General features: G+C 65.5%; 15 protein-coding genes. 12 read left to right on the plus strand and 3 right to left on the minus strand.

What is annotated here, in order from left to right; all coding sequences use genetic code 11:
• Positions 1–51 precede the first annotated feature (51 nt).
• Complete coding sequence (locus DOM67_RS16890; protein ID WP_110678076.1) at positions 52–939, plus strand: EamA family transporter; 888 nt, start codon at positions 52–54, stop codon at positions 937–939.
• A 192-nt stretch (positions 940–1,131) separates the two neighbouring features.
• On the opposite strand, the gene DOM67_RS16895 is transcribed toward DOM67_RS16890, so the two are convergent.
• The gene (locus tag DOM67_RS16895) at positions 1,132–1,860 is read right to left on the minus strand and encodes a hemolysin III family protein (protein ID WP_110678078.1); all 729 of its coding nucleotides are present in this window, start codon (positions 1,858–1,860) and stop codon (positions 1,132–1,134) included.
• Between the two features lie 138 nt (positions 1,861–1,998).
• Complete coding sequence (gene ribA / locus DOM67_RS16900; protein WP_110678080.1) at positions 1,999–2,634, minus strand: GTP cyclohydrolase II; 636 nt, start codon at positions 2,632–2,634, stop codon at positions 1,999–2,001.
• 127 nt (positions 2,635–2,761) lie between these two features.
• Between ribA and hemE the strand changes: the two genes are divergently transcribed.
• From hemE to DOM67_RS16950, 10 genes are all read left to right on the plus strand, one after another.
• Positions 2,762–3,823 (plus strand): uroporphyrinogen decarboxylase, encoded by a 1,062-nt coding sequence (hemE, locus tag DOM67_RS16905; RefSeq protein WP_110678082.1) that lies wholly within the window; start codon positions 2,762–2,764, stop codon positions 3,821–3,823.
• Positions 3,795–4,292, plus strand: coding sequence for a DCC1-like thiol-disulfide oxidoreductase family protein (locus DOM67_RS16910; protein ID WP_157958892.1), 498 nt, complete (start codon positions 3,795–3,797; stop codon positions 4,290–4,292). Before hemE ends, DOM67_RS16910 begins: the two co-directional genes overlap by 29 nt.
• Positions 4,289–4,684 (plus strand): VanZ family protein, encoded by a 396-nt coding sequence (locus DOM67_RS16915; protein WP_110678086.1) that lies wholly within the window; start codon positions 4,289–4,291, stop codon positions 4,682–4,684. The genes DOM67_RS16910 and DOM67_RS16915 overlap by 4 nt, the downstream gene beginning before the upstream one ends.
• A gap of 384 nt (positions 4,685–5,068) precedes the next feature.
• A complete protein-coding gene (locus DOM67_RS16920; protein WP_110678088.1) occupies positions 5,069–6,097 on the plus strand; it encodes an amino acid ABC transporter substrate-binding protein in 1,029 nt (342 codons plus the stop codon).
• Positions 6,098–6,230: 133 nt separating this feature from the next.
• Complete coding sequence (locus DOM67_RS16925) at positions 6,231–7,421, plus strand: amino acid ABC transporter permease (protein ID WP_110678090.1); 1,191 nt, start codon at positions 6,231–6,233, stop codon at positions 7,419–7,421.
• A 28-nt stretch (positions 7,422–7,449) separates the two neighbouring features.
• A complete protein-coding gene (locus tag DOM67_RS16930; protein WP_110678102.1) occupies positions 7,450–8,532 on the plus strand; it encodes an amino acid ABC transporter permease in 1,083 nt (360 codons plus the stop codon).
• Between the two features lie 98 nt (positions 8,533–8,630).
• Entirely contained in the window at positions 8,631–9,407 is a 777-nt protein-coding gene (locus DOM67_RS16935; RefSeq protein WP_280951075.1) for an amino acid ABC transporter ATP-binding protein, read from the plus strand.
• Between the two features lies 1 nt (position 9,408).
• The gene (locus DOM67_RS16940; protein WP_232825295.1) at positions 9,409–9,804 is read left to right on the plus strand and encodes a Rid family detoxifying hydrolase; all 396 of its coding nucleotides are present in this window, start codon (positions 9,409–9,411) and stop codon (positions 9,802–9,804) included.
• 183 nt (positions 9,805–9,987) lie between these two features.
• The gene (locus DOM67_RS16945; RefSeq protein ID WP_110678091.1) at positions 9,988–11,820 is read left to right on the plus strand and encodes a methyl-accepting chemotaxis protein; all 1,833 of its coding nucleotides are present in this window, start codon (positions 9,988–9,990) and stop codon (positions 11,818–11,820) included.
• Positions 11,821–11,914: 94 nt separating this feature from the next.
• Complete coding sequence (locus DOM67_RS16950; RefSeq protein ID WP_110678093.1) at positions 11,915–12,337, plus strand: host attachment protein; 423 nt, start codon at positions 11,915–11,917, stop codon at positions 12,335–12,337.
• Between the two features lie 133 nt (positions 12,338–12,470).
• Here DOM67_RS16950 and DOM67_RS16955 read toward each other — a convergent pair whose 3' ends face one another.
• On the minus strand, positions 12,471–13,397 hold the full coding sequence (locus DOM67_RS16955) for a LysR family transcriptional regulator (protein ID WP_035476357.1): 927 nt from the start codon (positions 13,395–13,397) through the stop codon (positions 12,471–12,473).
• A 154-nt stretch (positions 13,398–13,551) separates the two neighbouring features.
• Between DOM67_RS16955 and DOM67_RS16960 the strand changes: the two genes are divergently transcribed.
• Positions 13,552–14,328, plus strand: a complete 777-nt coding sequence (locus tag DOM67_RS16960; protein ID WP_110678096.1) for a ferredoxin--NADP reductase — start codon at positions 13,552–13,554, stop codon at positions 14,326–14,328.
• Positions 14,329–14,378: the final 50 nt, after the last annotated feature.

A 14,378-nucleotide genomic window follows, 5' to 3' on the forward strand; every position in this document is an offset into this window, starting at 1 on the left:
TCAAGCTATATTGTTTGATGTCAAACTAATTAGAGTACAGGGAGAGAGACGATGCGAGAGGCGTGGACGTTGGCCGGTGCAGCGCTGGCGCCGGCGATCTGGGGTTCGACCTATCTGGTGACCACCGAGCTGTTGCCGCCGGGTTTTCCGCTGATGGCGGGGGTGTTGCGTGCCCTGCCCGCCGGCTTATTGCTGCTGCTCTGTGTCAGGCGTCTGCCGCCTTGGTCGTGGGTCGGACGACTGTTGCTGCTGGGTGGTTTGAACTTCGCCGTCTTCTGGGCGCTGCTATTCGTGGCCGCCTATCGGCTTCCCGGAGGGATCGCCGCCACGCTGGGTGCGACGCAGCCGCTGATGGTGCTGGTGCTATCGCAATGGCTACTGGGCGCGCCCTGGCGCGGTGCGAGCGTCATCGCGGCATTGGCTGGGCTGTTCGGGGTTGCGCTACTGCTGATCGAGCCGGACATGCAGCTGGATAGTACCGGAGTGGTGGCCGCACTGGGGGCTGCCGGTTCGATGGCGCTGGGTAGCGTGCTGACCAAACGTTGGCGGCCGCCCGTCTCGGCGCTCACCTTTACCGCCTGGCAACTGGTTGCCGGTGGACTCTTGCTACTACCGGTCGCACTACTGCTGGAGCCCGGCTTTCCTGCGCCGTCCTGGCGTAATGTCGCGGGCTACCTCTGGTTGGGGGGAGCGGGGGCTGCCCTGACTTACTGGCTGTGGTTTCGCGGTATCGAGACATTCGGCCCCGCGCGGGTCTCGGCCCTGGGCTTTCTGAGTCCTCTCAGTGCTGTGCTGTTGGGCTGGCTATGGCTGGATCAAAGCCTCTCCGCCCTGCAGCTTTTCGGTACCGGTGTCGTATTGCTCAGCGTCTGGGGCAGTCAGCGCGTGGCGCGTTCGGCGCGCGCATCCCAGGGGGTAAGCGGGGGGAGTCACGCATGAAGATCGTGCCCGGTGAGCGAACCGGGAACTCTGTGCTGGGACGGAGTCGGTTGGTGAGGGATGCCCAAGGGCGGTCACGCATCTCGGTCGAAGATGATGCGGTTGCCATGCTCGACCTGGTCGCTGCTCCAGGGCCTTGGCAGGCCCTGCTGGCAGTGGGCTGGGAATGACGCTCACCACCCTGGCGCCGGATCACGTCTCGAACGGCAGCACCGCGGTGTAGATGGCGAGGAAGTGGCAGACGCTGCCGCCGATCACGAACAGGTGCCAGATGGCGTGGTGAAAGGGAATCACGCGCAGGGCGTAGAACAGCACGCCGACCGTGTAGGTGATGCCGCCGGCGACGAGTAGCGCAAGGCCGGTGGTGGGCAACTGGGTGGTGAGACTGTCGGCGGCGATCACGATCAGCCAGCCCATGATCAGGTAGATAAAGACCCGCAGCAGATTGAAGCGTTGGGGCCAGATCAGGCGCAGGGCGATCCCGCCCAGGGCCAGCCCCCAGATCACGCCGAACAGCGCCCAGCCCATCGGCCCGCGCAGGTTGACCAGCAGAAAGGGGGTGTAGGTGCCGGCGATGAGCAGATAGATGGCGCAGTGGTCGAAGGTCTGGAAGACACGCTTCAGGCGCTGGCTGCGAAAACCGTGGTAGAGGGTCGAAACGGTGTAGAGCAGCAGCAGGCAGCTGCCGTAGAGCGAGACGCTGACGATCTTCCACGGGTCGACCTCGGCGGCGATGCTGGCCAGCACGATCAGTACGATCATGCCGGCGAGGCTCAGCGCCGCGCCGATCCCGTGGCTGATGCTGTGCAGCCACTCCTCCAGCCGGGTGTACTCCTCCTCGCCCGAGGTCTGGGGAGGCGAGACTTGTGCCGGGGGCGTGTCTTGAGAGTGCGAGAGATGGCGTGAGTCGGAGTCGAGCATGATGGCTGAGCCTCCTGCGGAGGTGAGGCAGGATCGAGAGCGGGGATACCGTTTGGACCGGCACGCCGGGCCAGTGTTCAGTCTCCCGTCTCATGATGACGCAACGATGACGTCGCCGGAAGGCCCGGCGATGCCGATTCAGGCGTCGCGCTCGATGTCGACGTCGCTGGCGGGGGTGAAGTCGTCGAGCGCCATCATGTGGCCGAGCTTGCCGACCTTGGTGGTCAGGTAGTGCTCGTTGAAGGGGTTGCGCCCGGTGGTGATCGCAAGACGCTCGTGAATGCGCACGCCATCGCGGCTGAGTGCTTCGACCTTGCGCGGATTGTTGGTCATCAGACGCAGCGCGGGGATGCCGAGATGTTCGAGCATCGGGACGCAGATGTCGTAGCGGCGCTGATCGGCACCGAAGCCGAGACGCTCGTTGGCTTCCACGGTGTCGGCGCCGGCGTCCTGCAGGGCATAGGCGCGGATCTTGTTGAGCAGGCCGATGCCGCGGCCCTCCTGGCGCAGGTAGAGCAGCGCGCCGCGCCCCTCGTCGGCGATGCGCTTGAGCGCTTCCTGCAGCTGATAGCCGCAGTCGCAGCGCATCGAGAACAGGGCGTCACCGGTCAGACACTCGGAGTGGACGCGGGCCAGCACCGGCTCCGGCGTGGTGACGTCGCCAAGGGTGAGCACGACGTGCTCCTTGCCGGTGGACTCTTCCTGGAAGCCGTGCAGCGTGAAGGTCGCCCAGGGTGTGGGCAGCTGCGATGCGGCGATGAAACGGATCGACACGATGACCTCGCGATACGGGCCCTGCGGTTAAGGTGCGGGCTCACCCCTGACGTTGAGGGGCAGCATTATATCAGGCTTGCGCGTCTATCCGTTACACTGCTGGCAAATCTCCCGTGCGAAGAGCGCTATGACACTGCAAAACGATCGCCTGCTGCGGGCCCTGGCTCGCCAACCGGTTGACCGCACACCGGTCTGGATGATGCGCCAGGCCGGCCGCTATCTGCCGGAGTACCGCGCGACCCGCGCCGAGGCCGGTAGTTTCATGGATCTGTGCCGCAACGCCGAGATGGCCTGCGAGGTGACGCTGCAGCCGCTGGCGCGCTATCCGCTCGATGCCGCGATCCTGTTCTCCGATATCCTCACCATTCCCGACGCCATGGGCCTGGGGCTCTATTTCGAGACCGGTGAGGGGCCCAAGTTCCGCCATCCGGTGCGGACCGCCGCCGAGGTCGCCGCGCTGAGTGCGCCGGATGCCGAGCACGATCTCGACTACGTGATGAACGCGGTGCGCACCATTCGCCGCGAGCTCAACGGCCGGGTGCCGCTGATCGGCTTCTCCGGCAGCCCCTGGACCCTGGCGACCTACATGGTCGAGGGCGGCTCGAGCAAGGATTTCCGCCATATCAAGGCGATGCTCTACGGTGACCCGCAGACCCTGCACACTCTGCTGGGCCTGCTCGCCACGGCGGTGACCGACTATCTCAACGCCCAGATCCGTGCCGGCGCCCAGGTGGTGCAGATCTTCGACACCTGGGGCGGGGCGCTGTCGACCCCGGCCTATGAGGCGTTCTCGTTGGCCTACATGCGGCGCATCGTCGGCGGGCTGATCCGCGAGCACGATGGCCGCCGGGTGCCGGTGATCCTGTTCACCAAGAACGGTGGGCAGTGGCTGGAGTCGATCGCCGACAGCGGCTGCGACGCCGTCGGCCTCGACTGGACCACCGAGCTCGGCGACGCGCGGCGGCGGGTCGGCGAGCGCGTGGCGCTGCAGGGTAACCTCGACCCCAACGTGCTGTTTGCACCGCCCGAACAGATCGGCACCGAGGTCAAGCGGGTGCTGGAGAGCTTCGGCCACGGTCCGGGGCATGTGTTCAATCTGGGCCACGGTATCAGCCAGTTCACCAACCCCGATCACGTCACCGCCTTCTTCGACGCGCTGCATGAATCGAGCCCGGCCTATCACCGCTGAGGCGGTCGATGACGGCGTCGACGGCCTGCTGCTGTTCGATGCCGAGTGCCCGTTCTGCCGGCGCGCGGTGCGCTGGCTGCTGGCGCATGAACGCGAGTCTGGCGCCGGCCTGGTGCTGAGTGGGCTCGATACCGCGCTGGGGCGGCGCGTGGGGCACCACTTCGGGCGTGATCTCGAACGCTGCGACACGATCCGGTATGTCACCGGCGGTGAGCTTCACGAGGAGAGCGAGGCGCTGTGGCGGTTAGGGAGCCGGCTCCGCTCGGGCTGGCGGCTGCTGGCATGGCTGCGCTGGGTGCCGGCGCCGCTGCGCAACGCCGTCTATCGCGGGATCGGGCGCTATCGTCGGCGTCTGGCACCGGACAACGACGCGCGGCTGGAGGACGACCCGCGCTGGCGCGAACGGCTCGATGCCACGCTCTGCACGCGGCTGGGGCTACCGTCCACGCTTTGCGAGGTCAGCCGATGACACGACAACGCCGCGGCGCCTGGCGCAGGTTGGCCCTGCTGGCCGTGATGGCCTGGGCTATCGGGGTGGCCTGGGGCAGCCTGACGCCGGGGGCCGAGATGCCGCGATACCTGCCGTGGGACAAGTTCAATCACGTCGTCGGCTACGCCGGACTGACCCTGTGGCTGGGACTCGCCGTACGGCGCTGGGCCTGGGCACGCGCCTGGATGATCGCGCTCGTATTCGGCATCGTCATCGAGTATCTGCAGCTGTGGGTCCCTGGCCGCGCCGGCGGCGATTGGGAGGATATCCTGGCCAATGCGCTGGGGGCCACAGTGGCCGCGCTGCTCGGCGCGAGGATACGCCGCTGTCGTCGGCGACGCGCTGCCGCGGCCAGTACCGGCGCGCCCTGAGGCGCTTCCCCGTCGTCTATGCCAGGCACGTGGTAGCGCTGCCCCTGCCGCCTGTACTCTCTGCGCAGGCGTTGATCGACGTCTTCTTATCCATTGGTGGCATCGTCGCCATCACCGGTGGCTCGATTCAACGCTAGTGCCATCCCTCGACGCCTTCTTTTGGTGCGCAACGCTATCCCGCGCACGCTTTTGAAACAGAATGTTGCCCGTGTTTTCGCAGTTTGCGTCATGCCGAGAGTGTAGGTAGAGATCGTAAGCGTCCTAGGCGAGCGTTGAATCCAGGATTTTCAGGCGCTAGCGCGAAAGTGGAACGGACTTTGCTAATTTGTTTTGGGCATGCTTCGACATGCACTTAAATGACAACGCAAGGGAGTGGATTCCACCATGCGCCACAAGAACAAAAGCCTGTCTCTTCTCTCCGCTGCCGCATTGACGGCACTGGCGACGTCCCAGGCTCAGGCTGCCACCTTGGATAACGTGAAAAGCAACGGCGAGTTCAAGTGCGGCGTCAGCACGGGGCTCACCGGTTTCTCCTCTCCCGATGAGAACGGCAAGTGGACCGGCATCGATGTCGAAGTGTGCCGTGCCGTCGCCGCCGCCGTGCTGGGTGATCCGACCAAGGTGGTGTTCTCGCCGCTGACCGCCAAGGAGCGCTTTACCGCGCTGCAGTCGGGCGAGATCGATGTGCTCTCGCGCAACACCACCTGGACCGCTACCCGCGACAACTCGCTGGGGCTCAACTTCACCGGGGTCAACTTCTACGATGGCCAGGGCTTCCTGGTGCGCAAGGATCTCGGCATCAAGAGCGCCAAGGAGCTGGACGGCGCTTCCATCTGCGTACAGGCGGGTACCACCACCGAACTCAACATGGCCGACTACTTCAAGGCCAACGACATGCAGTTCCAGCAGGTCGCCTTCGATACCTCCGACCAGACCGCCCAGGGCTTCGACAGCGGGCGCTGTGACGTGCTCACCTCCGACTCCTCGCAGCTGGCGGCACTGCGCCTGCAGCTGGCCGACCCCAGCAGCGTCGAGATCCTGCCCGAGCGTATCTCCAAGGAGCCGCTGGGTCCGGTGGTGCGCCAGGGTGACGACCAGTGGTTCGACATCGTCAAGTGGACCCTGTTCGCGATGCTCGACGCCGAAGAGCTGGGGGTGACCAGCCAGAACGTCGATCAGATGCGCGACAACCCGCCCAATCCGGACATCGCCCGCCTGCTGGGCAAGGATGGCAACTACGGCGAGCAGATGGGTATCAGCAACGACTGGGCCTACAACATCGTCAAGATGGTGGGCAACTACGGTGAAGTGTTCGACCGCACCGTGGGCAAGGACTCGCCGATGGGGCTCGAGCGTGGCATCAACGCCTTGTGGAACCAGGGCGGTATCCAGTACGCACCGCCGATTCGCTGAGTGCGCGACGCCGCCCGCCGGCTGCCCGAGAGGGCGCTGGCGGCGCGGCTAGCTGGCGTTTCCTGACGTCGTCTCCCGGCCTGTGTGCCGGGAGCCGTTGCCGCTCACCGCTCGAGTAGAGACACGACTTCTCATGCTGCGTCCATCCACCTCGCTGCCACGCCGAGGGCAGGGGCCGCTGTGGCGGAATCCCACCGTTCGTGCGCTGATCGTCCAGGCCGTGCTGTTTCTGATCCTGGCCGGTTTCATCGGTTATCTCGTCCACAACACCCTCAACAACCTGGAATCCCGCGGTATCCAGACCGGCTTCGGTTTCCTCGAAGGGCGTGCAGGCTTCTCGATCCCGCAAACGCTGATCGACTACACCAGCGACTCCAGTTACGGCACCACCTTCGTCGTCGGCCTGCTCAACACCCTGCTGGTCTCGGCCCTGGGCATTGTCGCCGCGACCCTGATCGGTTTCGCGGTCGGCATCGCTCGGCTGTCGACCAACTGGCTGCTGGCGCGGCTGGCCACCATCTACGTCGAGATCTTCCGCAACATCCCGCTGCTGGTGCAGATTCTGTTCTGGTACTACGCGGTACTGCGGGCACTGCCCTCGCCGCGCGACAGCATGTCGCTGTTCGATCTGTTCTTCTTCAACGTGCGTGGGGTGGTGATGCCCGACCCGCAGCCGCTGCCGGGGTTCTCCGCCACGCTCTGGGCGCTGCTGATCGCAGTGGTCGCCACGCTGCTCTTCGCGCGCTTCGCCAAGCGCCGACAGATGGCCACCGGCCAGGCGCTGCCGGTCTACTGGATCGGGGCGGCCATCGTCATCGGCCTGCCGCTGATCGTGTTCCTGGCCAGCGGCGCCCCGCTGGCGTGGACCCTCCCCGAACTCAGGGGCTTCAACTTCCGCGGCGGGATCAACATCCTGCCCGAGCTGGTGGCACTGTGGCTGGCGCTGTCGATCTACACCGCGGCGTTCATCGCCGAGATCGTGCGCTCCGGCATCCTCTCGGTCTCCCACGGCCAGACCGAAGCGGCGCGCTCGCTGAGCCTGCCCGGTGGCATCACTCTGCGCAAGATCGTGATTCCGCAGGCGATGCGGGTGATCGTGCCGCAGATGACCAGCCAGTATCTCAACCTGATCAAGAACTCGTCGCTGGCCACGGCGATCGGCTATCCCGATCTGGTGGCGGTCTTCGCCGGTACCACCCTGAACCAGACCGGGCAGGCGATCGAGATCATCGCCATGACCATGGCGGTCTATCTGGTGATCAGCCTGACGGTGTCGTTCCTGATGAACCTCTACAACGCCCGCACGCTGCTGAAGGAGCGATGAGATGCGTGAATCGACATTTCGCACTCAGATGATCGAGGCGCGCGAGGCCCCGGATCAGCGCCGCGGGATCAGCGGCTGGCTGCGCGCCAACCTGTTCAACGGGCCGCTCAACAGCGTGGTCTCGGTGGTGGTGATCGGCCTGCTGGCGTGGATCCTGTGGCCATTCTTGAAGTGGGCGGTGGTCGATGCCAACTTCCTCGGCTCGACCCGCGCGGACTGCACCGGCAGCGGCGCCTGCTGGGTGTTCATCTCGGCCCGCTTCGAGTCGATCATCTATGGCTTTTACCCGGCCGCCGAGCGCTGGCGGGTGGATATCGTGTTCGCCTTGATGGCGGTGCTGGTGGCGTGGCTGGCGATCCCGCGGCTGCCCAAGAAGCGCCTGGTCGGCCTGTTTACGCTGATCGGCTTTCCGATCATCGCCTGGTTCCTGCTGCTGGGCGGCCACTTCGGCCTGCCCGAGGTGCCCACCCGCGCCTGGGGCGGGCTGATGCTGACCCTGACCGTGGCCACGGTGGGCATCGTCGGCTCGCTGCCGCTGGGGGTGATCCTGGCCCTGGGGCGGCGCTCCAAGATGCCGTTCGTCAAGAGCGTGTGCGTCATCTTCATCGAGTTCTGGCGCGGTGTGCCGCTGATCACGGTGCTGTTCATGGCTTCGGTGATGCTGCCGCTGTTCGTGCCCGGCAACGTCGAGTTCGACAAGCTGCTGCGGGCGCTGATCGGCATCATGTTCTTCTGGAGCGCCTACATGGCCGAGGTGGTCCGCGGTGGGCTGCAGGCGATCGGCAAGGGACAGAACGAGGCCGGGCAGGCGCTGGGTCTGGGCTACTGGCAGCGGATGGGGCTGATCATCCTGCCGCAGGCGTTGAAGCTGGTGATCCCGGGGATCGTCAACACCTTCATCGCGCTGTTCAAGGACACCTCGCTGGTGCTGATCATCGGGCTGTTCGATCTGCTGGCGATCATCCGCGCCGGGCTCACCGATTCCAACTGGCTGGGCTTCTCCACCGAGGGCTATGTATTCGCGGCGCTGGTGTTCTGGATCTTCTGTTTCAGCATGTCGCGCTACAGCCAGTACATCGAGCGGCGCCTCAATACCAGCTATCGGCGCTGAGCCCGCCAGCGGCCAGCACCTGGAACGTGACGCCCCGGGCCGCCGAGTGCCGCCCGGGGCATGGGCGAGACAATGACAATGAAGGCAGGAATCAAGCCATGAGTGAAGCGCAAGCGGTCGCGGGTTCGGCCTCCGGCGACGAGCCGATGATCCAGATCGAGCATCTCAACAAGTGGTACGGCAGCTTCCACGTGCTGCGCGACATCGACCTGACCGTTGCTCGGGGCGAGCGCATCGTCATCTGCGGCCCCTCGGGCTCGGGCAAGTCGACCATGATCCGCTGCATCAACCATCTGGAGGAGCATCAGCAGGGCTCGATCGCGGTCAACGGCATCCCCATGAACCACGACATCAAGCGGATCGAGCAGATCCGGCGCAATGTCGGCATGGTGTTCCAGCACTTCAACCTGTTCCCGCACCTGACAGTGCTGGAGAACTGCTGCCTGGCGCAGATCTGGGTACAGAAGAAGCCGCGCGCGGAAGCCGAGAAGACCGCCATGGAGTACCTCGAACGGGTGCAGATCGCCAACCAGGCGCGCAAGTACCCGGGGCAGCTCTCCGGCGGTCAGCAGCAGCGCGTGGCGATCGCCCGGGCGCTCTGCATGCGCCCGGAGGTGATGCTGTTCGACGAGCCCACTTCGGCGCTCGACCCGGAGATGATCAAGGAGGTGCTCGATGTCATGATCGAGCTCGCCCACGAGGGCATGACCATGCTCTGCGTGACCCACGAGATGGGCTTCGCCAAGACCGTGGCCGACCGGGTGATCTTCATGGACCAGGGCCAGATCATCGAGGAGGCGCCGCCGGAGACCTTCTTCAACCATCCCCGCTCGGAGCGTACGCAGCTGTTCCTGAGCCAGATCCTGGGGCACTGACATGGGCATCGACAAACGCATGGTCGCCGGCGCGCCGCAGCCGATCGCGCCCTTTTCCCACGCCTGTCGGGTGAATGACCTGGTGTTCATCACCGGGCAGATGCCGACGGTGCCGGAGACCAACGAGATGCTGCTGGGAACCTTCACCGAGCAGACCCACCGCGTGATGCAGAATCTGGCGATCGTGCTGGAAGCGGTGGGCAGCAGCTTCGAGCACGTGGTCCAGAGCCGGGTCTTCATCACCAACATGGGGCACTTCGACGAGGTCAACGGCATCTACGCCAGCTACTTCGAGGCGCCGCTACCGACGCGTACCTGCATCGGTGTGACCGGGCTCGCCGGGGGCGCTGACGTCGAGGTCGACATGATCGCCTGGATCCCGCCCGCCGCGAGCTGAAGACGCCACCGTGGGCGCCCGCTGCAGCCGCGGCCGCCGCAGCGGGCCCGCGCACGGCGATGTCTTGAGGCTATGACGCGCGCCGGCTGCGTGGCGCGGAATCCACCAGCATCAAGTTCGTTTCCGAGAGGCCGATGATAGTTGAGCCGAACTTCTCAACGGACTCTCCCAACGGACCTTAGCATGCTGAAATCCTTCAAGATTCGTATCATGGCCGGCTGTCTGGCGATGATCCTGGTTGCGCTTGCGGCTACCGGCGGTATCAGCTACTGGCTGGTCAGCCGTCACCAGCAGTCGGTCAATCAGGATCTGCTCGAATCGGTAGCCAAGGGGCATCGCGATGCAATTGCCGCCTGGGCGGCATCGAAGCGCAAGCTGATCGAGGCGGTGGCGCCGGCGGTGGGCGGCGACACCCTGATTCCCGCACTGCAGCAGACCGCCAGCGCCGGCGGTTTCAGTCAGGTCTATCTGGGCACGCCGGACAAGCGTCTGATCACCAACGATGGCTGGGAGCCGCCGGCGGACTACGATCCGACCCAGCGGCCCTGGTACCGCAAGACGGTGGCGGCGGGGCAGACCACCGCCAGTGATCCCTATCTCGATATGGTGACGAACAAGCTGGTCGTCGCCTTCGCCACCCCGATCCTGCGTGACGGCAAGCTGCTGGGCGTGGCCGGTGCCGACGTGCCCCTCGACGAGGTGCAGGAGAACGTGCTCTCGATCCAGCCCACGCCCAAGAGCTTTGCCTTCCTGGCCGATGCCGACGGCACCATCGTCGCCTACCGCGATGCCGCGCTGAGCCTGAAGCCGGCGAACGAGATCGATCCCGGGCTCGATGCGGCGAAGCTCAAGGCCTTGACCCGGAGTCCGCTACCGACGCCGAGCGTGATCGACGGGCGCACGGTGCTGCTCTACGCGGTCGAGGTGCCCGGTACGAGCTGGCGCCTGGTGATCGCGCTGGATCGCGCCGAGGCCAATGCTGGCGCCAGTAGCCTGTTCAAGACCACCCTGGTGTCGCTGCTGGTGGCGGCGCTGATCGTCTCGCTGCTGCTGTGGCTGCTGGTGTCGCCGGGCTTTCGCCGGCTCGAGGCGGCGCGCGACGCCATGGCCGACATTGCTGACGGTGACGGTGATCTGAGCCGCCGGCTGGTGATCGAGGGTCGCGACGAGATCGCCCAGATCGCGATGGCGTTCAACGCCTTCGCCGGCAAGATCTCCGAGGTGCTGAGCCAGGTCAACGTCACCAGCCAGTCGGTGCGCCAGGCCTCCGAGGAGATCGCCCGCGCCAGTCAGGATCTGTCGCGCCAGACCGAGACCGCGGCGAGCCACCTGCAGGAGACCTCCACGGCCATGGAGCAGATTTCCGGCACGGTGGAGAACACCGCCAATGCCGCCAGCGAGACCGACCAGCTGGCCCGTGATGCCAGCGAGCGTGCCGTACGTGGCGGCGAGGTGGTGGGGCGTGCGGTGGAGACCATCGAGCAGCTCAACGGGCGCACCGAAGAGATTGCCGATATCGTGCGGCTGATCGAGGAGATCGCGTTCCAGACCAATCTGCTCGCCCTCAACGCCTCCGTGGAGGCCGCGCGCGCCGGCGAGCAAGGTCGCGGCTTCGCGGTGGTCGCCGGTGAGGTACGCCAGCTGGCGAGCCGCTCTGCCACCGCCGCCACCGAGATCAAGACGCTGATCGGGACCTCGGTGGCGCAGACCCGCGAAGGCACCGAGCTGATGCGCTCCGCCGGCGACAGCATGAGCGCGATCGTCGATGCCATTTCGCGCGTGGCGGCGACGCTCTCCGAGATCAACGTTGCCGCCCAGGAGCAGAGCCAGGGGGTGGGGCAGGTCAATCAGGCGGTGGGCGAGCTCGACCAGATGACCCAGCAGAATGCGGCCATGGTGGCGCAGTCCACCGCCGCCGCCGAGCAGCTCCACGATCAGGCGACCCAGCTGGCAGCGATCGTCGGCGGTTTCAAGCTCGACGCCGACAGCGCGCGGCCGGCGCTGAGCCATGCTTGAGCGTAGCGCCATTCTCGACCACGCTTAGAGCGTGCTATCCACGGGCATGTGTTACCCACGGACATGCCCTATCCACGGAAAAGGAGAATGGCTCATGGACAAGGTCTACGTGGTGGTCGCCGATGCGGCGCGTGCCCGCATCTTCGCCCGCGAGGCGCGGGTCATGCGCGAGATCGAGACGCTGACGCATCCGGAGTCGCAGCTGCACACCGGTGACTTGCGCACCGGTGGCAAGGGTGAGTCGACTTCGGGGCCGAGCCGGCGCCAGACCGGCAACGAGGACGCCACCTCGGAGAAGCAGGCGATGTTCTTCGCCAAGGAGGTGGCGAGCTACCTGCGCGATGCGCGTACCCAGGGCAAGGCCGACGAGCTGGTGCTGATCGCCGCGCCGCAGTTCCTGGGACAGCTTCGCGACAAGCTCGACAAGCCCACCCTCGAGATGGTCACCCAGTCCATCGACAAGGATCTCTCCAAGGCCAGCGAGGCGGATATCGCCGCACAGCTCGGCTGGCACTGAGACCCGCCCACGTCTGGGGTCTCGAACACCCCAGGTGGTGACGATACGCGGATGGCGTCTGGCGCCATCCGCGTTTCTGTTTTCTGTATTCCGGTGGCGGCCCCGCCCCGCAGGTCCGCTTCGCCTGCCGAGGTCACGGCACCGGCGGCAGGTCTATCTCGTCGCTGCGTCGGGCGTCGGCGGTCATCTCGCGACATAGCCTGAGAAACTCGCGCATCGCCGTGGTGAGATACTTGTGGCGATGCCAGATGAAGGCGAAGCTGCGCGTCAGGTCGAGCTCCGGTGTTGCGATGGGTACCAGGCTGCCGCGGCGGAAGGCGTCGCGCAGCGCCAGCCGCGAGACGCAGCCGATGCCCAGCCCCGACTCCACTGCGCGCTTGATCCCTTCGGTATGCTCCAGCTCCAGCAGGATGTCGAAGCGGCCACGCCGGTGGCGCATGGCGTGCTCCAGGGTGCGCCGCGTGCCCGATCCCACCTCGCGCATGATCCACGATTCACGCAGCAGGCGCTCGATATCGGCGCTGCCCTCGGCGGCCAGCGGATGGCGGGGGGAGCAGAACACGGTCAGATCGTCATCGATCCACGGCTGAATGACGATATCGTCGTGCTGACAGTCACCCTCGATCAGGCCCAGGTCGAGCTCGTGCAGGGCGATCCGCTCGACGATCGAGGCGGTATTGCGCACCTGCAGGCGTACCCGGCTCTCGGGATAGCGCTGCATGAAGTCGCTGATCAGCAGGGTGGCCAGGTAGTTGCCGATGGTCAGTGTGGCACCGACCTCCAGCGAGCCGATGCCGCGCTGGCCCTTGAGCAGCTCCTCGATCTCTTCGCCACGGTCGAGCAGCGCCACCGCCTTGGGCAGCAGCTGGAAGCCCAGGGCGTTGAGCTTGAGCCGCTTGCCGATGCGGTCGAGCAACTGGCAGTCGAACTGGCGCTCCAGCTCGGCCAGTGCGGCGCTGGTCGCCGACTGGGACAGCGCCAGGGTCTCGGCCGCCCGCGAGACGCTCTGATGCTGGGCGATGGCGACGAACACCTCGAGCTGACGCAGGGTGTAGCGCATGGCGGGCTCCTATATCGATAGGCTCGATAAACCTTATCCAAACAATCCACTTAACAGAATAGCATCCGCTTCTTATAGTCTCGGCATCTACTCAGGTCATCCACTTATTCTTTTTCGATCTGTTCTATTCTCGATCCGTTCAAAGGAGCCTTTCATGAGCAAGTTCGCGCTGGAAGAAGTCCTCAGCGTTCATCACTGGAACGACACCCTGTTCAGCTTCCGCACCACCCGCGATCGCGGTCTGCGCTTCAAGAACGGTCAGTTCGTGATGATCGGACTGGAAGTGGAAGGCAAGCCGCTGGTGCGCGCCTACTCCATTGCCAGCCCCAACTACGAGGATCACCTCGAGTTCTTCAGCATCAAGGTGCCCGATGGCCCGCTCACCTCGCGCCTGCAGCACCTGCAGGTCGGTGACCAGGTCATGGTCAGCCGCAAGCCCACCGGCACGCTGGTGTGCGACGACCTGCTGCCGGGGCGCAACCTCTACATGCTCTCCACCGGGACCGGGCTGGCACCCTTCATGAGCCTGATCCAGGACCCGGAGGTCTACGAGCGCTTCGAGAAGGTGGTGCTGATTCACGGTGTGCGTCACGTGAGCGAGCTCGCCTATGCCGATTTCATCGGCAAGGAGTTACCGGCACACGAGTATCTGGGCGAAGAGATCAGCGAAAAGCTGGTCTACTACCCCACGGTGACCCGCGAGGATTTCCACACCACCGGACGCCTGACCGATCATATCCGCAGCGGCAAGCTGTTTGCAGATACCGGCCTGCCGCCGCTGGATCCCAAGCAGGATCGCGCCATGATCTGCGGCAGCCCGGCGATGCTCGACGAGACCAGCGACCTGCTCGACGAGCTGGGCTTCTCCATCTCGCCGCGCATGGGCGAGCCGGGGGATTACGTGATCGAGCGCGCCTTCGTCGAGAAGTGATCTCACCCCGGGCATGACCGCTCGGGGCACGCAATGCAGCGCAAAAAAAG

It is taken from the genome of Salinicola sp. RZ23 (assembly GCF_003206675.1).
Taxonomy (GTDB): domain Bacteria; phylum Pseudomonadota; class Gammaproteobacteria; order Pseudomonadales; family Halomonadaceae; genus Salinicola; species Salinicola endophyticus.